General features: G+C 60.6%; 19 protein-coding genes and 1 tRNA gene. 6 read left to right on the plus strand and 14 right to left on the minus strand.

The features are described from left to right. Positions 1 to 135 precede the first annotated feature (135 nt). Complete coding sequence (locus GY33_RS0104445; RefSeq protein WP_031386185.1) at positions 136 to 576, plus strand: hypothetical protein; 441 nt, start codon at positions 136 to 138, stop codon at positions 574 to 576. A 28-nt stretch (positions 577 to 604) separates the two neighbouring features. Here GY33_RS0104445 and GY33_RS0104450 read toward each other — a convergent pair whose 3' ends face one another. Further along, the gene (locus GY33_RS0104450; RefSeq protein ID WP_031386186.1) at positions 605 to 961 is read right to left on the minus strand and encodes an NfeD family protein; all 357 of its coding nucleotides are present in this window, start codon (positions 959 to 961) and stop codon (positions 605 to 607) included. Between the two features lie 202 nt (positions 962 to 1,163). Between GY33_RS0104450 and GY33_RS0104455 the strand changes: the two genes are divergently transcribed. After that, positions 1,164 to 1,718, plus strand: a complete 555-nt coding sequence (locus tag GY33_RS0104455; protein ID WP_051822283.1) for a C40 family peptidase — start codon at positions 1,164 to 1,166, stop codon at positions 1,716 to 1,718. Positions 1,719 to 1,752: 34 nt separating this feature from the next. On the opposite strand, the gene GY33_RS0104460 is transcribed toward GY33_RS0104455, so the two are convergent. From GY33_RS0104460 to xseB, 7 genes are all read right to left on the minus strand, one after another. Then, positions 1,753 to 2,529, minus strand: a complete 777-nt coding sequence (locus GY33_RS0104460) for an RNA methyltransferase (RefSeq protein ID WP_235185461.1) — start codon at positions 2,527 to 2,529, stop codon at positions 1,753 to 1,755. A 189-nt stretch (positions 2,530 to 2,718) separates the two neighbouring features. After that, positions 2,719 to 3,732 (minus strand): DUF933 domain-containing protein, encoded by a 1,014-nt coding sequence (locus GY33_RS0104465; protein WP_031386189.1) that lies wholly within the window; start codon positions 3,730 to 3,732, stop codon positions 2,719 to 2,721. Positions 3,733 to 3,954: 222 nt separating this feature from the next. Next, positions 3,955 to 5,541, minus strand: coding sequence for a glucose-6-phosphate dehydrogenase (gene zwf, locus GY33_RS0104470; RefSeq protein WP_235185462.1), 1,587 nt, complete (start codon positions 5,539 to 5,541; stop codon positions 3,955 to 3,957). A 55-nt stretch (positions 5,542 to 5,596) separates the two neighbouring features. Further along, on the minus strand, positions 5,597 to 5,797 hold the full coding sequence (locus GY33_RS0104475; protein WP_031386191.1) for a DUF2905 family protein: 201 nt from the start codon (positions 5,795 to 5,797) through the stop codon (positions 5,597 to 5,599). Positions 5,798 to 5,810: 13 nt separating this feature from the next. Beyond that, positions 5,811 to 7,859, minus strand: a complete 2,049-nt coding sequence (gene dxs / locus GY33_RS0104480; protein WP_235185463.1) for a 1-deoxy-D-xylulose-5-phosphate synthase — start codon at positions 7,857 to 7,859, stop codon at positions 5,811 to 5,813. Between the two features lie 112 nt (positions 7,860 to 7,971). Continuing rightward, on the minus strand, positions 7,972 to 8,874 hold the full coding sequence (locus GY33_RS0104485; RefSeq protein WP_035271258.1) for a polyprenyl synthetase family protein: 903 nt from the start codon (positions 8,872 to 8,874) through the stop codon (positions 7,972 to 7,974). Further along, positions 8,852 to 9,133 carry an exodeoxyribonuclease VII small subunit gene (xseB, locus tag GY33_RS18965; protein ID WP_035271259.1) on the minus strand — a complete coding sequence of 94 codons (282 nt, stop codon included), beginning with the start codon at positions 9,131 to 9,133 and terminating at the stop codon, positions 8,852 to 8,854. The genes GY33_RS0104485 and xseB overlap by 23 nt, the downstream gene beginning before the upstream one ends. Positions 9,134 to 9,427: 294 nt before the next feature. Between xseB and GY33_RS0104495 the strand changes: the two genes are divergently transcribed. Continuing rightward, complete coding sequence (locus GY33_RS0104495) at positions 9,428 to 11,020, plus strand: methyl-accepting chemotaxis protein (protein ID WP_051822284.1); 1,593 nt, start codon at positions 9,428 to 9,430, stop codon at positions 11,018 to 11,020. A gap of 139 nt (positions 11,021 to 11,159) precedes the next feature. Here GY33_RS0104495 and GY33_RS0104500 read toward each other — a convergent pair. Continuing rightward, positions 11,160 to 11,235 (minus strand) — tRNA-Val (locus GY33_RS0104500). Between the two features lie 171 nt (positions 11,236 to 11,406). Between GY33_RS0104500 and GY33_RS0104505 the strand changes: the two genes are divergently transcribed. Genes GY33_RS0104505 through GY33_RS0104515 form a run of 3 tightly spaced genes read left to right on the plus strand, consistent with a single transcriptional unit; the run spans position 11,407 to position 13,822 of the window. Continuing rightward, positions 11,407 to 12,171 (plus strand): ABC transporter ATP-binding protein, encoded by a 765-nt coding sequence (locus GY33_RS0104505; RefSeq protein ID WP_031386196.1) that lies wholly within the window; start codon positions 11,407 to 11,409, stop codon positions 12,169 to 12,171. Next, complete coding sequence (locus tag GY33_RS0104510) at positions 12,159 to 13,358, plus strand: SufB/SufD family protein (protein ID WP_051822285.1); 1,200 nt, start codon at positions 12,159 to 12,161, stop codon at positions 13,356 to 13,358. The genes GY33_RS0104505 and GY33_RS0104510 overlap by 13 nt, the downstream gene beginning before the upstream one ends. A gap of 14 nt (positions 13,359 to 13,372) precedes the next feature. After that, on the plus strand, positions 13,373 to 13,822 hold the full coding sequence (locus tag GY33_RS0104515) for a metal-dependent hydrolase (protein ID WP_031386198.1): 450 nt from the start codon (positions 13,373 to 13,375) through the stop codon (positions 13,820 to 13,822). A gap of 182 nt (positions 13,823 to 14,004) precedes the next feature. Here the strand turns inward: GY33_RS0104515 and GY33_RS0104520 are convergent, their stop codons facing one another. From GY33_RS0104520 to GY33_RS0104540, 5 genes are read right to left on the minus strand one after another with little or no spacing between them, the layout of a single operon-like run. Next, positions 14,005 to 14,976 carry a chemotaxis protein gene (locus tag GY33_RS0104520; protein WP_031386199.1) on the minus strand — a complete coding sequence of 324 codons (972 nt, stop codon included), beginning with the start codon at positions 14,974 to 14,976 and terminating at the stop codon, positions 14,005 to 14,007. Between the two features lie 46 nt (positions 14,977 to 15,022). Continuing rightward, entirely contained in the window at positions 15,023 to 15,874 is an 852-nt protein-coding gene (gene ispH, locus GY33_RS0104525) for a 4-hydroxy-3-methylbut-2-enyl diphosphate reductase (protein ID WP_031386200.1), read from the minus strand. After that, positions 15,871 to 16,887: a tRNA dihydrouridine synthase gene (locus GY33_RS0104530; RefSeq protein ID WP_031386201.1), complete on the minus strand. Its 1,017-nt coding sequence runs from the start codon at positions 16,885 to 16,887 to the stop codon at positions 15,871 to 15,873. Before GY33_RS0104530 ends, ispH begins: the two co-directional genes overlap by 4 nt. After that, positions 16,884 to 17,828 (minus strand): hypothetical protein, encoded by a 945-nt coding sequence (locus tag GY33_RS0104535; RefSeq protein WP_031386202.1) that lies wholly within the window; start codon positions 17,826 to 17,828, stop codon positions 16,884 to 16,886. The genes GY33_RS0104530 and GY33_RS0104535 overlap by 4 nt, the downstream gene beginning before the upstream one ends. Then, positions 17,825 to 18,247, minus strand: a complete 423-nt coding sequence (locus tag GY33_RS0104540) for a hypothetical protein (protein WP_031386203.1) — start codon at positions 18,245 to 18,247, stop codon at positions 17,825 to 17,827. The genes GY33_RS0104535 and GY33_RS0104540 overlap by 4 nt, the downstream gene beginning before the upstream one ends. Positions 18,248 to 18,286 lie beyond the last annotated feature (39 nt).

Here is an 18,286-nt window from a genome sequence, read left to right on the forward strand (position 1 = left end):
CCTTTTTTCGTTGGGGGACGATTGCTCTTGCCGGAGATGCCCCGTATGGGGCAGTATGCCGAGGCGTTCGAGAGTAGCCGCCATCTACGCCGTGTCTCCCCGTCTCCCTTAACCGTATCGCTTCCGGAGGTTCCCATGTTCGCTTTTCGCTTCTCCGTATCCGTCTCCGTACTCCTGTGCATCCTGCTTGCGGGGCTTTTGGCCTGCGCCCCCGGAACAAAACCCGAATCACAGCCCGGATCGCAATCCGGACCGCGACACGTTTCCCTGGCCGCTGCCCCTGAACATGCGGACCCTGGTCCGTTCCCAATGGCGTTTCGTGACATTGTCATCGAACATATCGCGGACACCTATTCCGGAGATCGGGTTCTTCGCAATATCGTGGTCCAGCCTCCTTCAGAAGGCGTGGCCTCGGTCCAGGAAGTAAATATGGCGGGATTCGTCGGTCTGGTGCGGATGAGCCTCAAGGATGAGGAGCGACAGGCTTACGTGCCGGTGGAATACTGCTATTTTCTACGTGAAGAGCAGGTGCTGGCTTTCGCGGACGCGCGGGAAGTCGAATGGTGCAAGCCGTAGTAGTCGTGGCATGATCGGCGAGGAAGGTTCACGGTCTGGGACGGACAATCAGTTGGATGCCGTCCCGGCCCACCACGTCGACCTGTGTTCCAGGAAGAACATTCGCGGCTTCGTCCTCGGCCCTGGCCTTCCAGAGCACGCCGCGGATGCGGATGTAGCCATCGGGCCGCAGCGGACGACGAACTTCGCCCCGCAGTCCGATCAGGGAATACCAGCCGTCGCCTTCACTCCCCTGGTAGGCCGGCCAGACGAAAAAGAACATCAGGGCGTCCTTGGCCAGCCAGAGCAGCAGGAGCGCCCAGGCAATCCTTGCGGAGACGCCCAGGAACGCGTGCAGCACCCACAAAACGATCCCGACCAGGATGATGCCCGGAACCTGGAACAAGGAGTATCGGAGCAGCGTTTTTCTGCTCCAGGAGGGATTTGTTCTGCAGTGTTCCATGGTGGCGCGATGTTTGGCTGTGTTTGGCAAGGCCGAAGCATTTTCGGTCAGCGAATGGGAAGATAGGAGACGAACACGGCAAACTCAAGTCGGCTCTCGCGGGTTTGCCTTGAATTGGGAAATGTCGTAGAGAACGCCCCAACTTATGAGGAATCCCGCCATTTCCAAGAACGCTTCCGTGACGTCGGGCTTTTTTGCTCTCTTGGTCCGCCTGAATATCAGGACGAGTATTTCCAAAATTGCCGTCTTGTTGTTGCCGTTCGTCTTCCTGGCCATTCTGGCTGGTTGCGGAGCCAGGCATCCTCCGCCGCGACCCGCTATTCCCGGCAGTGCGGCGGAATCCATCGTTCAGACCGCTTTGAGCAAAACTGGTCGGCCTTACTCCCGGGGTGGGACTTCTCCCCGTGTCGGATTTGATTGTTCCGGGCTTGTGGTCTGGGTCTACGGCAAGCATGGAGTGAAGCTTCCTCGCACGGCGCGGGACCAGTCCCGGGCGGGGAGCGTGGTCCCTTATAATCAGCTTCAGGGCGGAGATTTGATCTTTTTCCGGATCGGCGGTCGGGGGGCATACCACGTGGGCATTGCCACCGGACGGGGAACCTTTATCCACAGTCCGAGGCCGGGCCAGCGGGTCCGCGAGGAAAGCCTGTTCGACAGATACTGGCAACAACGCCTGATCGCCGTACGCCGGGTTCTCTGACGCTGCTCCGCGAGTTCTCTCTCTCCCTCCGTCTTTACTCATCTCTCTTTTTGTTTCCCAAGGCCCACTGCATCTGGCGGCAGATTCCCATCAGCAAAGCGTACTCGCTCCGTCGCATTCCCAGACGATGCCAGAGTCGGCGCAGCCTGAGCATCCCATAATCCGGGTTCGTCTTGGGGAGGAAGTCGATCGTCGTCAGCAGATGCCCTAGGGCCGCGAATAATGCTTCCTGTTCGGCGTGGTCCACGAAGTCGGCTTGGAGGGGTTTGGGGGTCGGCGACGGTGCGCCTCGGGCGGCTTGGAGGCATTCGTAAAGGATCAGCAGAACGGCCTGGGCCAAGTTCAAGGAAACGCTGGGCGTGGCCGTGGGAATGGAGATCAGGTGGGTGCAGCGGTCGATCTCGGCGTTGGTCAGGCCGCGGTCTTCCGGTCCGAAGAGCAGGGCCACGTCATGACCTGCCAGCATTTGGTCGACGATCTGGCGGGCGGCCTGGGCAGGAGAGAGCAGGGTCGCGCGCCGGCCGCCCAGGCGAGCCGTGGTGCCGTAGACCTGGGTGAACGGTGCCAAGGCCGAAGGAAGGTCCGCGAATGTCTGGTTTTGATCCAGGAGCGGCTCAGCGTGGACCGTGGCCAGCGGCTTGGCCCGCTCCGGCACGTAGTCCCGAGGGGCCACCAAAAGAATCCGCTTACAGCCCATGTTCAGGCAGGCCCGGGCCGTGGAGCCCACGTTTTCGGCGAACTTGGGGCGAAACAGGACCACGGCCAGCCGCTGCCGAAGCAGGGCAACCGCGGGATCGTGGGAGGGAGGCACGGAAGGCGATTCCTGGTGCATTTGATCCCGGCAATCGGCTTAGACCATTTCTAATTCAGAGCTTCTCGTTCGGTATCGGGATCGATACTGTTTTTTCGCCAGTTATCCCAATTCGACCCCGATTCCGACGCCGACCCCGATAACTGCATAAACTCAAACGAATAACGCATTACCGAAGTAGAATTGGTATTACACGTTAAACCGGAATTCGATGATGTCCCCATCCCGGACGACGTATTCCTTGCCCTCCAGGCGCAACAGGCCGCGTTCCTTGGCGGTCTTGAAGGTCTTGCAGGCCAGGAAGTCCTCCCAGCCCAGCACTTCGGCCCGGATAAAACCGCGTTGGATGTCCGAGTGGATCACCCCGGCGGCTTCCTGGGCCGGCTGACCGGCCCGCAAGGGCCAGGCCCGGACTTCCTTCTCTCCGGCGGTCAGAAAGGTGATCAAGCCGAGCAGGTTGTATACTCCCCCTACCACCAGGTCCAGGGCCGAGCGTTTCATGCCCAGGTCTTGCATGAAGGCGTTGCGTTCCTCGTCGTCCTGCAGTTCGGCCAGTTCCCGCTCCAGGCGGGCGGAAACGGCGATATGCACCGCGCCGGGACCTGCTTCGGGCACCGTGACGTCGGCCAGCTTGTCTTCACCGACGTTCCAGGCCCAGAGCACGGGTTTGGCCGACAAAAAGCGGAAGCCGCGCAGTTTGGGCAGGGCCAGCAATGTCTCGTTTTCCCGCAAGGGGCGTTCTCGGTCCAGGTGTTCCTTGGCCTGCAGCAGGGCCGCTTCCTCTTCCGGATCGTGGAGAAGCTTGGTTTTTTTCTTGTCCTGGGCGATGCGTTCCAGGCGCTTTTCCACCACGGCCAGATCGGCGATCAAAAAGTCCGCCTCCATGGCCTGAAGCTGGTCCATAGGCTCGGCCGCTCCGGAAAATCCATCCAGGAGCGCGAGCAGACAGTCGTAGGGTCGGACTTCGTTGAGCACCCGGTCCCCCAGGCCCCCACCCTTGGCCCCGGCCGCTCCGGGCAGGTCCAGCAGTTCGATTTCCGTGAAGGTGATCTTGGGCGGTTTATACAGTTCGGCCAGGGGCGTCAGGCGCGGTTCAGGAACCTTGACCATGGCCCGCCCGGAGGGCACGGCCGCCGCTCCGGCCAGGGCCGCGAACAGTTCGCTCTTGCCCGCCCCGGCAAATCCTATCAATGCAGTTTTCATGAATGACTCCCAAATGGTTGCGATGCAGATGCGGATTAGGGCCATATGGGGGGATTGTCAAAGATCGCTCCGTCGGCGCGGCCACAGGGCGGGATTGCCTCATGGATGTGGATCGGCTCGGCACCTCATGGCGATCGAAATCGAAATTGTGATCGGAATCGGTCTTGAGCTGGCTAAATCCAATGAATGGAGGTGACAGTTGTATTTTTCGATTTCGATTTGTCATGCATGGTCTTTGAGATAATCAGGGTACAGCGTGGTGGCGGCTTCCGGCCCCCAGCTTCCGGCGGGATAGAAGTTGAGGTGCTTGGCCCGATCTCCGCAGGATTCGCACAGTTCCAGGATCGGGGTGAGGTAGGCCCAGCAGAGCCGGACCGCGTCCTGACGCCAGAACAGCATCTGGTCGCCCAAAAGGCAGTCCATGAGCACTTTTTCATAGGCGTCCTTGATGGCCGTCTTGCTTTCCTGGTTGTAATCGAAGTTCATGGTCACGGTGCGCAAGACGTTGTTCATTCCTGGAATTTTGGCCTGGAAGGTGAGGTTGATCACCTCGTCCGGCTGGATGCCCAGGATCAGGCGGTTGGAGGAGATCCGTTCGCCGAGAACGTGCCGGAACATGGCGTGGGGAACGTCCTTGAACTGGATGATGATCCGGCTCAATTTTTTGGCCAGGCGCTTGCCGGAGCAGATGTAGAACGGCACGCCCTGCCAGCGCCAGTTGTCGATGTAGGAGCGCAGCAAGGCGTATGTGGGGGTGAGGGAGTCCGGGGCGACCTTCTCTTCGCTTCGGTAACCGGGTACGTCCTTGCCGTTGATTCGGCCCGCCGCGTACTGCCCCAGAACCAGATCGCTGAACTTGCCCTGGAGTTCAAAAGGCCGCAGCGAGCGAAAGACCTTGGTCTTGTCGTCGCGCACCGGCTCGTCCTGGAACCGGGCCGGCGGTTCCATGGCCACCATGGAAAGTAGTTGCATCATGTGGTTCTGAAACATGTCCCGGAGCACCCCGGCCTGCTCGTAGTATCCGGCCCGTTTCTCCACGCCCAGGGTTTCCGCCGCGGTGATGCCAACGTATTCGATGTAATTGCGGTTCCAGAGCGGCTCGAAGATGGTGTTGGCAAAGCGGAACATCAGCACGTTTTGCACGGTTTCCTTGGCCAGGTAATGATCGATGCGAAAGATCTGGTGTTCGTCGAAGTGTCGGTGCAGCACGTCGTTGAGCGTTTTTGCCGATTCCAGGTCGTGACCAAAGGGTTTTTCCAGGACGACCCTGGACCATTCATGGGTCCTGTCCTTTTCCTGGGCCAAGCCGCACTGGCCGAGCCGGGTGGTTATCTCCGGGTAGAGCTGTGGAGGAACGGCCAGGTAGAAAAGCGTATTGCCCTGGGTGCCGAAGAACGCACTAACTGATTCGAGACGGCGACTCAGGGCCATGTAGTCGTCCGGATTGTCGTATTGCAGTTGCTGATAGCAGACGGATCGCAAAAAGGCGTCGCGGTGGTCCTGGTCGCCGTTGTCCGGAGACGGCAAGGATTCTCGGACCTGCTCTCGAAATCCTGGATCGTCGAACTCGGTCCGGCTGCACCCAATAATGGCGAAATGATCCGGAAGATGGCCTCCGCCGTGGAGGTGGTACAAGGCGGGAAAAAGTTTGCGCATGGCCAGGTCGCCGGATGCGCCGAACACGACGATAATACACGGGGGCAGGTGGCGACCGGTGCCGCGGGTTAGGTCGGGCATGGCGAGGGTTGTCGGGGAATCCGGCTGGACGGAGGGTTGGACGAACAGGTCCCGAAGGTCTTGCGTGGTCATCGGAGTGCTCCTGTTAGGAATTGGGGCGAGGACGCGGCGTGGAGCCGGGGATCGGTCAGTGACGAAACAGCCAAATCAGAACGGTCAGGCCCAGGCCGATCATGATGGAACTGGTCACGGGCAGGTAGAGCCGAAAATTGCCTCGCTGAATCAGAAAATCGCCGGGAAGCCTGCCCAGTCGGAGTTTTCGGAGCAGCGGCCGGAACAAGCCGGTGACGATGAGAAAGACGGTGATCAGGATAAGAAATTTGGACATGCGCTCCGTCGAGTCAGCTTTCCTTTTGACTCAGAGGTGCGGCTGCAAAGAGCTCGGTCAACGCATCCTTGATCCCGGTTTTGTCCAGACCGAGTTGCTTGCGCAGCATTCGCTGCGGACCGTGTTCCACGAAGACGTCCGGGATGCCCAGCAGGCGAATGCTTTGGCCGCAGAGCACGCCTTGGGCCGCGAACAGCTCCAGCACGGCGGATCCGAATCCTCCGGCCACGACGTTTTCCTCCACGACCAGTATTCGGGAATGTGTTCGGGCCAGCTCCAGCAATTGGGTTTTGGGCAGCGGCTTGATGAACCGGGCATTGAACACGGCGACCTCGCGACCCGCTTCTTTGGCCAATTCCTCGGCGGCTTCCAGGGCGGGATGCACCCGGCTGCCCAGGGCCACGACCACCGCATCCCCTCCGTCTCGCAGGGTTTCGCCCAGGGCCAGGGGCAGCGGTGACGGGTCGTCCTGAGACGGCGCGCCCACGCCCACGCCCCGTGGGTAGCGAATGGCCGCCGGACCGGGGTGTTTCAAGGCTGTGATCAGCATGCGTTGCAGTTCCGCTTCATCCTTGGGGGCCATGAACAGCAGGTTGGGGATGTGGCGCAGAAAGGAAATATCAAACGTGCCGTGGTGAGTCGCTCCGTCCTCACCCACCAGTCCGGCCCGGTCCAGGCAGAGGGTTACCGGGAGGTTCTGGAGGCAGACGTCGTGAACCACCTGGTCGTAGGAGCGTTGGAGAAAAGTGGAATAGACCGCCACCACCGGCCTGTATCCCTGGGAGGCCAGTCCGGCGGCCATGGTCACGGCGTGCTGTTCGCAGATGCCCACATCGAAGAAGCGGTCCGGGTAGGCGTCCGCGAAATAGTTCAACCCAGTGCCTTCGGGCATGGCCGCGGTGATGGCCACGATCTTGTCGTTTTTCGCGGCCAGGTCCACCAGGGTCCGCCCAAAGATTTCCGTGTAGGGCGGCAGGCAGGCGGAAATCTTCTTGGCTTCGCCGGTTTCCGGAACAAAGCAGCCCACGCCGTGAAAATAGGTGGGATTGTTTTCCGCCGGGGCGTAGCCCTTGCCCTTGGTGGTCAGCACGTGGACCAGGACCGGGCCTTCCAGCTCCCGGACTTGTTGGAAAATGTCCACCATGTCCGGCATGCTGTGCCCGTTGATCGGGCCGATGTAGTTGAATTTGAAGGCTTCAAATATCATTCCCGGCGTGAAGAACCCCTTGAAGGAGGATTCGCTGAGCCGGGCGTAGTTGGCCAGGTCGTCTCCGAATCGGGGGACTTGGCGCATCCAGGTTTCCATCTGCTGTTTGAAGCGCTGCACCCAGCGCTTGGAGAGCTTGCGGCTGAGGAAGGAGGACAAGGCCCCGACGTTGCGGGAGATGGACATCTCGTTGTCGTTGAGCACTACGGTCAGGTTCACTCCCAGGTCTCCGGCCTGGTTCAGGCCCTCATAGGCCAAACCGGCGGTCATGGAACCGTCGCCGATGATGGCGGCCACGGTATGGTCCTCGCCGGCCAGGTCGCGGGCAATGGCCATGCCCAGGGCCGCGGAGATGGAGGTGCTGGAGTGCCCAACGCCGAAATGGTCGAAGGGACTTTCGGCCATGCGTGGGAAACCGCTGATCCCGCCCATGGTGCGCAGGGTATGAAAATTTTCACGGCGGCCGGTCAAGATTTTGTAGGCATAGGCTTGGTGGCCCACATCCCAGACCAGCCGGTCATGTTCCGGGTTGAACACCTTGAGCAGGGCCAGGGTCAGGTCGGTCACGCCCAGGGACGGAGCCAGATGCCCGCCGTTGGCGGAAACCGTGGAGATGATCGTCCGGCGGACCTCCCGGGCCACGGCTTCCAACTGGGCGATGTTCAGTTCGTTAATGTCTTTGGGGTGATTGATGGCGGAAAACAGGGCATGCCCGTCAGGACTCTCGGTTCGTTTGCGGGCCTGGATCGGCGCTTGCGGAGTCACGTCGCGCGGGCCTGCGCTGGTTTCATCGACGGGCTGTTGCAATGGAGCTGCCTCCCTGGGCATGAACGTGGCGTTGGAATGGCTGGACATGGGGTGGTTTGTCGTAAGATGGTCTGTGGTGGAACGAAAAAGATACGCGGTCAAGAGCGAATCGGCAAACGGCAATGCGACTGGTCAGGTCTTTCGGGTCAGGTCCTTCGGGTCAGGTCGCCCGGGTCAGGATATACTCGGCCAGTTCCCGTAGGAACCAGGCGTGGCGGCGCGTGAGGTCAGAGATGTCCGGCGCGTCCGAAAACACGTCCAGAGCGGCGAGGGCTTGGTCCGTATGCGAGCGGGCCAGATCACGGCTGGCTTCCAGTCCGATCAGGGCGGGGTAGGTGACCTTGCCCAGGTCCTGGTCGCTGCCCACGGGCTTGCCCAGGACGGCTTGATCGCCGATGACGTCCAGAATGTCGTCCGTGATCTGAAAGGCTCGGCCGATGTGCGTCCCATAGTCCGCGGCCCGGGCCAAATCCACCTCCGTGGCTCCGCCCAGAAGCGCCCCGCAGACGCAGGAAGCGCGGATCATGGCTCCGGTCTTGAGTTCCTGCATGCGGGAGAGGTCCTTCTCCGTCGCCGTGCCCCCGGTCCATTGCATGTCCAGCACCTGCCCCCCGACCATCCCGGCGGCTCCGGCGGCCCGGGCCAGCTCCCGTCCGGCGGCGAGCATCCGCTCGGCCGGGACGGCGCAGGAGAAGAGCAGGCCGAAAGCCTCGGTGAGCAAGGCGTCTCCGGCCAGAATGGCCAGGGCTTCCCCGAAGCGCTTGTGGTTGGAAGGCTTGCCCCGGCGCAGATCGTCGTCATCCATGGCCGGAAGATCGTCATGGATCAACGAATAAGTATGGATGCACTCCAGGGCCGCGGCCGCGGGTAGGACATGAGCCCGGGGTTCGCCGACCATTTCCGCCCAAACCAGACACAAAACCGGGCGCAGTCGCTTGCCTCCGGCCAGCAGGCTGTATTCCATGGCCTGAAGAAGCGGATCCGGGACGCCGGGGCGCTTGAGGCACGTGGCTAGATAGCGATCGACCTCGCGTCCCAGTTCAGAAAGGTATGCTTTCATCATCGTTCTCCGATACGGCGGATTGCGGGTCGGCGGCGGAATCTTCCTGTTCAAAAGGCTCCAAAAGACCTTGGGACAGGACCATGACTTCATTTCTGGCCGACTCCAACTGCTTGCGGCAGTTCCTGGCCAGCACGACGCCTTCCTTGAACAGGGCGACCCCGGCTTCCAGCGGCAGGTCCTCGTTTTCCAGGCGAGCCACGATGCCTTGAAGCTCGGCCAGCTTGGCGTCAAAGCCCGGTTCCTTTTTTTTCGCGCGCATGTGTTTTCCTTGGGTGGTTCCGTCGGGCCGTCGCCGCCGCCCGTGGTCGTCGTTGGCAATACCAGCGGGTGGCCGAACACTCAAGGGGAAAGAAGCGCGATACCGGGAAAGCTTGAAGGGCAAGCTCAAGAGGCAAGCTTAATTTCGCTATGGGGATTGCTTTTGCCGGGGAGGTGTGATTTTTGTTCGTTTTCTTCAATACTGCTTTTCTAAGGCGCGACGACCTGATACAGGTCGCCGTCGAAGACGAGACCCCGGAGTCTGTTTTTCACCATGAAGAAAGGAGCTGAGAGCATGCTGCATGCCGTTCGATCCGTGGAAGGATTTCGTCTGGCCGGGATCGGGAGTGCTTTGGCCGTTCCCGTTATTGCCGTGGGCCTGCATCTGGCCCAAGCTTCAACCTGGACGATCCTGAGCGTGGTGATCGCGGGATGCATGGTGCTCGCGCTACTGATGTGGGGATTTCTTTCCGGGTTGGCCGCCGTGCTGCAAAGCAACCGGACCTGCGCCGAGGCCATCGTCGCGGGGGATTATCATCGACTGTTCGAGCAGGCTCCGGACTCTGGTCTGCTTGGGCAAAGCCAGGAAGGCCTGCGGGACACGCTGACCCACCTGAAGCACGAACTGAGCCTGTCCAAAGGCGTGATGCGCAGCATGGTCACGCCCTTCGTGGTCACGGATACCAACGAGGTCTTTATTTACGGCAACCAGGGACTGATCAGGATGCTGGAGCACGAAGGCAAGCCCGAGGATTACTACGGGCAGGACGTGTCCATGTTTTTTTACGGGGAGAAGCGGCAGACCGTGTTGGGCATAGCCATGAAGGAGAACCGCACGATCAGCAAGGAAGTGGAGTTTATCGGACGCAAAGGCGGTAAGCGGAACATCCATATCGACGCCGCGCCGCTGTTTGATATCGAAGGTCAGCTGATGGGCGCTCTCTGCATTTATACTGACTTGTCCGACATCCGAGCCTCCGAAGCCAAACTCTGCGAACAGAACGAGATCATTTCCTCCGCGGCCGGCAAGGCCACCGGGGTGTCCAAGTCTTTGGCCGCGGCGGCCGCGGAGCTGGCCGCTCAAGTGGAGGAGGCCCGCGGAGGCGCGGAGGAGCAACGCTCCCGGACCGCGGAAACAGCCACGGCCATGGAGGAAATGAACGCCACGGTCCTGGAGGTGGCCAGAAATGCCTCCAGCGCCGCCGAGGCGTCGGATCAGGCCAGGGTTAAGGCCATGGAGGGGGCGAAGATTGTAGACGAGTCCGTGGCGGCCATTACCAAGGTGCAGTCCCAGTCCTCGGAAGTGCGGTCCAGTTTGGGCCAACTCGGCCAGCAGGCCGAACAGATCGGGCGGATCATGAACGTGATCGAGGATATTGCGGACCAGACCAATTTGTTGGCCTTGAACGCGGCCATCGAGGCGGCCCGGGCTGGGGACGCGGGACGCGGGTTCGCCGTGGTGGCCGACGAGGTGCGCAAGCTGGCCGAGAAGACCATGAACGCCACCAAGGAAGTGGGCGACGCCATTTCCGCCATTCAGCTGGGTACACGGGACAGCATCACGAGCATGGATCAGGCCGTGGGAGCCATCGAGCATGCCACCTCCAAGGCCAACCTCTCCGGGCGGTCTCTCCAGGAGATCCTGGGCTTGGCCGAACAGGCCGCGGACCAGGTCCGGTCCATTGCCACGGCGGCGGAACAGCAGTCCGCCACCAGCGAGGAGATAAATCGCGGGGTGGACGAGATTAACAGGATCGCCTCGGAAACCAGTGAGGTGATGAACCAATCCGCCCAGAGCGTTTCCCAGATGGCGGGCATGGCCGTGGAACTGAATACGATCATCGCCGATATGCGCGCCCAGGCTCCGGAAGAATGTACTCCGACGTAGCCCTGTGTATGTGAGTGACGAGAAAGCGGTCCGTATGGCTGAAAGCCTCGGGCGGACCGCTTGTTTTTGGCGGAATGAAAAGAAAAAGCCCTCCGAAGATTACTTCGGAGGGCTTTGCTGTTTCCCTTTGTATTCTCAGTGGTGGGCGGTCGGGGATTTGAACCCCGGACTTCCACCGTGTGAAGATGGCACTCTAACCACTGAGTTAACCGCCCACGTTTTTCTTTATGTGAAACCCTCTTCGTTGGCAAGATTTTTTTTCAGACCTGTTTGCTTTCGGCATTTTTCTCGTCCAGCGTTTCGATTGCCGGGGCAACTGGACTTGGGTGGGGGATGGGCATACGATGTTTGGCGGTTGTCACCTACTTGCAGGAGAGGAAAAGCTTATGTTGTTGATTGAGGATCTTCGGGTTTCCATTGACGGCCAGGAAGTGCTCAAGGGCGTCAGCCTGGAAATCAAGGAAGGTGAGACGTTCATCCTGTTCGGACCTAACGGTTCGGGCAAGACCTCGTTGCTGATGACGTTGATGGGCTTCGCGAACTATACGGTCACGGGCGGGAAAATCACCTTCCGGGGGCACGACATCACCCATGCCCCGATTTATGAACGGGCCAGGCTGGGCCTCGGCATGTCCTTTCAGCGTCCGCCGACGATTCACGGCCTGAAGACGCGCCACCTCGTGAGCATGTGCGCCCATCACCGCGACCGGGAGGTGGACGTGGAAGCCTTGGCCCGCAGGGTCAATTTCGACCAGTTTCTGGAGCGGGATATCAATGCCGGGTTTTCCGGAGGTGAGATCAAGCGTTCCGAGTTGCTGCAACTGATGGCCCAGAAGCCCTCCCTGCTGCTTTTCGACGAGCCGGAATCCGGGGTGGACCTGGAAAACATGGCCTTGATCGGGAACACGGTGCGGGAACTGCTGAACGGCTCCCAGGAACCCAAGCCGGACCAGAGCATGAAGGACCTGCGAGCCAAACGGGAGACCTCGGGGCTGATCATCACCCATACCGGATACATTTTGGACTACATTCACGCGGACCGGGGTCAGGTGCTTCATAAAGGCGTTTTGTGTTGCCAGGCCAACCCGCGCGTGATTTTGGAACATATCGGGAAATTCGGCTACAAGGAGTGCGTACGATGTCTGAATTAGCCGGCAAGCCCCAGGGCACCGCTCAAAATACTCCCCTGGCCGACGTCTCCAGGTTCGCGTTTTCCGGCAAGGGCGCGGGAATCGCGGACATCCGCTCACTGACTCCGGAGGATAAGGAGCGTCTGCTCATGTCCGGCGTGGACCTGGATATGGCTGGCCGAGGCGGTTCGTATCTCCAGGTGGATGATAAAAGCATACACTGCGACACCTGCGATCCCAACGTGGAAATTCTGGACATCACCGAGGCGCTGCGACGATACGACGGTTTGCCGGAGTATTTCTGGAATGCCGTGAAACCGGAGCAGGACGAATTCACGCGGATGGCCGCCCGTGAGCAGTTGCAAGGCGGCTACTTCATGCGGGCCAAGGCCGGGATGAAGATCGCGGAACCGGTTCAGTCCTGTCTGTTCATCAAGGGCGAAGCCGTGGCCCAGAACGTCCACAACATCATCGTCGTGGAAGAGGGAGCGGAGCTGCACGTGATCACCGGCTGCGCCACGGCCCACGACCGACAGTCGGCGCTGCATCTGGGTATCTCCGAGTTTTACGTGAAAAAAGGCGGCAAGCTGACCTTTACCATGATTCACAACTGGGGCGAGAAGGTCATGGTCCGACCGCGCACCGTGGGCGTGGTGGAGGAAGATGGGGAGTTTCAAAGCAATTACGTCCTGCTCAAGCCCGTGGAATCCGTGCAGTCCTATCCGTCCATCTATCTGAACGGCCCCAGGGCCGTGGCCCGGTTCAACTCGGTGATCGTCGCCCCCACCGGCTCGCTGGTGGACACGGGCAATCGGATATACCTTAACGCCCCGGAAACCCGTGGGGAAATCATTTCCCGGACCATCACCACCGGAGGCAAGATCATAGCCCGGGGGCACATCATCGGCAGCCACGTTCCGGCCAAGGGACATCTGGAATGCAAGGGATTGATCCTGGGCAACGGGATCATCCACGCGATTCCGGAACTGGAAGGCACGGTTTCCGGAGTGGAGCTGTCCCACGAAGCGGCGGTGGGCAAGATCGCCCAGGAAGAAATCGAATATCTGATGGCTCGGGGCCTGGACGAGGACGAAGCCACATCCACCATTGTCCGCGGCTTTCTGAACGTGGAGATCATGGGCCTGCCTGAAAAGCTGCGTCGGACCATCGACAAGACGATTCAGGAGTCGGAAAAAGATATGTTTTAAGCGGGAGCAAGAAAATGCCCGGTTTCAAGGCGCACCTGTTCGGAGGTGCGCTTTTTTTTGGTTTGGTGCTGATAATGGTGCTCTGGCTGGGCGTGTACCAGCCGGATCAGCAAACCCTGCTTTTTTTGGCCTTGATTGCGTTGCTCAGCGCCCTGTTCCCGGATGTGGACACGGACTCCAAGGGCCGGGTGCTGTTCTACGGGGCCTTGTTGTTGGTCTATCTCGTGCTGATGATCCAGGGGCGGTTTCGGCTGGCCGCGGTGCTGGGGTTCTGCGCCCTGCTCCCGGCAGTGGGGCATCATCGAGGCTGGACCCACAGTTGGTGGGCCATGCTCCTGGTTCCCCTGCCGATCATTATCCTGCCCATGGTCTTCTACGAGCGCTCTTTCGCCTCGGTCCTGCCTTTCTACCTCGCTTCGGTCACCGGGTACTGTTCACATCTGGTCTTGGACAGAACATTCTGAATCGTAACTACTCAGCTCATCCGTGCGAAAGCGGACTGGATACCCGCCTTCGCGGGTATGACTGATTGGGAGGCGGCATGGAAAAACACGTCATTCCCGCGAAGGCGGGAATCCAGCGTCGGAAATGGGCTCAACTCAGGATGTGCTGAGTAGTTACGCTTCTGCAAAGTTTCGCTGTAGTGTTACGCTTTTTCCTGCAATCGAGACTCGATCAAGTCCCGGGCCCGGCGGGCGAGTTGCGTGACTTCGGGCTTGGAGATTTGGTCGTCCGCCCCCACGGCTTCGCCCTTGTGCCGCAGCTTGTCCGTGATCAGCGATGAGAACAGAATGACCGGCAATCGCCCCAGGTCCGGGTCGTCCTTGATTTTTCTACACAGTGTCAGGCCGTCCATGGTGGGCATTTCGATGTCCGTGATCACGATCTGAACATGATCGGTCAGCTGTTGCCCCTGTTCCTTGGCGGCATGGTTCAGCTTCTGGAGGCGGTCCCAGAGTTCCTGGCCGTGAAAGGCCGTTTCCACGGTGAAGCCGGCTTTTTCCAGCAGATCCCGGAGCATGTTCCGGATCAGTGACGAGTCGTCGGCGATCATGGCTTTCAAGGCTTTTCCCTGGTGGGCCTCAAAGTCCAGGTCCAGGCGCAAGGCCATGGAGGGATTCAGGTCGGCCACGATTTTTTCCAGGTCCAGCACAAAGACAATCCGGCCTTCCAGGTTGATCACGCCGGTGATGCAGTCTGAACTGAAGCTGGCCAAGTACGCCCCCGGCGACATGACCTCTTCCCAGTTGATCCGATGGATGCGGTTGACCCCGGAAACCAGGAACGCCGTGACCACGCCGTTAAACTCGGTGACGATGACCTTTCCTTCCTCTTCGCCCTCAGCTGGGGGGGCCTTGGTCTTGCCGAGCCAGACGCTGAGATCCACCAGCGGAATGATGGAGGAGCGAAGATTGAACGCGCCCAGCACCGAAGGGTCGGACAACTGCGGCATTTCGGTGACCTTGGGCATGCGAATGATTTCCAACACTTTGGCCACGTTCACCGCGTAGTGCCCATGGTAGGCCTCTGTCTGGCCGGGGGGCTGCTCCAACAGGGTGAACTCCACGACTTCGAGTTCGTTGGTTCCGGCTTCCAAGAGAATATTGGTCTGGCTCACGGTGTTCTCCCTCTAAAGGTTGGATCAATCATGGAGGATTTAAGCGTTACATGGTTTCCACGCGTTGGACAACCGCCTGGATTACGTTTTTGGGCGTGGAGGCGCCGGCGGTGATACCGATGGAGTTCAGACCCCGAAGCTGGTCAAGGGGCAGCTCGTCCGCGATTTCCACGTGATGACAAGGGATGCCGGCCTGTTCGACCACCTGGACCAGTCGCCGGGTATTGCCGCTCTCGCGTCCGCCGACCACGACCATGGCCTGGACTTGTTCGGCGATGACACGGGCTTCTTCCTGGCGATTCATGGTTGCCGCGCAAATGGTGTCCAGGACCGGAATGTCCGGGTCGAGCCTTCGGCGCAGCAGGTCGGCCATTCGGACGTACAGTTCCTGATCCTGGGTGGTTTGGGCCGCGAGAAAACAAGGGCCGAGCCGGTCCTGGAGCAGTTCTTCAAGTCCTTCCTCCGAGTCCACGACACAGGCTCCGCTGGCGGCATAGCTGAGCAGGCCGCGCACTTCCGGGTGGTCCGCCTCGCCCAGAAGAATCAGCAGCCGACCTTGGGCCGCTTGTTTGGCGATGAGCACCTGGGCCTTCTTGACTTTGGGGCATGTGGCGTCGATCAGGCGTACGCCTCTGGCTTGCAGCGCGGCCTCGATGTTTCGGGGAATGCCATGGGCTCGGACGACCACGGTCTGACCCGTGTTCAGGGCTTGTGGGTCGTTGATTTGAGCCACGCCCCGTGCCGCGTATTCCTGGAGAACCTGGGGATTGTGGATGATGGGCCCGAGGGTGCAGACCTCGGATTTTTGGTCCGGGCCGTGAAGCAGGGAGTCCAGTTTGCGCAGGGCCATGTCCACGCCCATGCAAAAGCCGGCGGTTTGGGCCAGGATAATGTTCATGACGCATCCTCGTGGGGAATATCGGTTTTGCTGAGCACGACGGTGAGTTCGTCGAGCAAGGCTTCAAGCTGGGTCCAGGATTCGATTTGGGTCAGTTGGGTGCGAAGGGACTTGGCCCCGGAGAACTGGCGCAGATAGCGCGGGGCGATGGTGCGCATGGCCAGCAGGGCGCGGCGGTCGTCCAGGTGCGCCCTGGCCAGCTCCATGTGTCGGCGGACGATGCCCAGGCTGTAGACAGGGGGGGCGTGAAAGGGCCGCCCGTCAGGCCATAAGGACAGAAATTTGCGGAAGATCGCCGGATCCCACAATGCCCCGCGGGCGAACATCACCCCGTTGACCCCGGTTTGCTCCAGACAGCGGTATGCGTCCTCAGCCGTGAACAGGTCGCCGCTGGCAATGATCGGCACGGTGATGTGTTTCCGCAGCCGGGCCAACCGTTCCCAATCCGCGTGCCCGGAAAAGCCCTGAGTGGCCCAGCGTGGATGCAGGGTCAGCCAACCCACGCCGAGATCTTCCAGTCTCTTGGCCAGGTCCGGCAGAACGTCCTCTCCTGGTCGCCATCCCAGTCGCAGTTTCACGCCCACCCGACCTTCTCCGGCCTTGGCGACCATGGTCGCGACGATGCTGGTCAAGGTCTCAGGCTCGCGAAGCAGCGCGGCTCCGCTGCCGGTCTTGGTCACCTTGGGCACGGAACAGCCGGCGTTGAGGTCGAAGTAATGGGCGCCCCGCTCCAGTAGGAGGTCCATGGCCCGGCCCAAGGTCTGGGCGTCCGGGCCGTAGACCTGGACCACCAGCGGGCTGTCTTCGGAATTGGAGGTCAGGATGCGCTGCGTGGCGGTGTTGTTGAAGATCAGGCCCTTGGCGCTGACCATTTCCGTACAGGCCGCGGCGCACCCCTGCTCCCGGCAAAGCAGGCGAAAGGGAAGGTCTGAAAAACCGGCCAGCGGGGCCAGCCAGGGTTGCTCCGGGGTTATGGGCAAGGGAGGATATGTCGGTGATGTGGCGTGGGTCATACTTTGATGTGCAGCCGGGGGCGTCCCGGAGTCGATGCGAGCAATAAGCGCGAAAGGAGTCCTGAGTGCCTGCCCGCGGGTAGAGGCTTGACGCCCAGAAAGGACAACGCCCCGGACAGGGGGCGGGGGAAGGCTCGCTGGAGCCAGTCCGAGACGGAGGCGATGGTTTGGGACGGGAGGGCTTCCAGGTCCAGGTGCAGGGTCCAACCCAAATGGGAGCCCGACAGAACGAAATGCATCTCCATTTGCCCCAAAAGCGGATGGGTGCAGGTGAATACGGCTTGAGGGCCGGGTGGCCCTGAGGTCGTTTGCCCGGCACGGCCCGGAGCTCCTCCGAGGAGCAGCCCGGCTCCGCGGACCCGGTGGGACAGCCAGGGCAGGGCGAAGAAGCGTCCGATTCCTCTGGCGGCCAGTTCCGCGTTGATCGGCTCCAGGGCCGTGTACAGACGTTGGAGATTTTGGCGCGCTTCGGTGTGTTGGTCCAGGAGTTTTCGCCACGCGGCCAAGGGACCGGCCAGGCAATGAACCCAGCCTTGTGTCGGGTCCAGCTCCAAATTTACAATCGGCCCCTGTTCGAGATTGTTGTCCGACATAACGGACGACCAGAGAGAGGCCAGCGAGGCGTCCAGACGGCTCTGCTCGGTCCAGAGGCGTTGCAGCAGGGGAAAGGTTCCAGGCAGGTCGGAGGACGACAGCTCTTGCAGGATGATATCCGGGAAGAGCTGTTTGACCAAAAAATGGAGGCGCGAGCCGACTTCGGGACGCGAGGCCATCCTGGCCAGTAGCTTGGTCCCCTGAAAGTCCACCCAGCCGATGCCGGGACCGTCCCAACCCAGAAATGTACCGGATATCCGCTCGTCGACACGATTGTCGGCGCGAAAGCGTTCTACCCGTTCAGGAGTCGCGTGGAACGGGGAGGTTGGACCGCCCCAGCGCCTCACGACGATCCGCCCTGTTCCAGAATAAGTTCGACTTCATCGGTGCTCAAGCCCGTGGATTGGGCCAGAGACTTGATGGAGCGGCCCTTGCGGTGTCCCGAGAGGATGACTTGGCGCAGAAATTGAGGGGACTGGGCGAGACTTTCGGCCTGCTGGAGCAGGTTGCGGAGCTGTTTTTCCCGTTCAGCTAGCTGCGTTTCCAGATGCAGCAGTTCGGTTTGTCGCTCGGCGAAATTGTTCAGGAACTGCTGCTCCAGATCCACGCTTTTTTCGATCTTCCCCAGAAATTCATTCTGACTTTTTTGCAGTTTGGCCAAGAGCTGTTCGGAACGACGCAGGCGAAAAAAGAACGTGATCACCCCTGCCAGAAGGGCGACTTCCAGCAGGCTCAAGACGAGTATGATCCAGTATGATGTATGCATGGTCCCTAGACCGTGAGTGAACGGCGTTTCAGACGCCGC

This window comes from Desulfonatronum thiodismutans, from assembly GCF_000717475.1.
Taxonomy (GTDB): Bacteria; Desulfobacterota; Desulfovibrionia; order Desulfovibrionales; family Desulfonatronaceae; genus Desulfonatronum; species Desulfonatronum thiodismutans.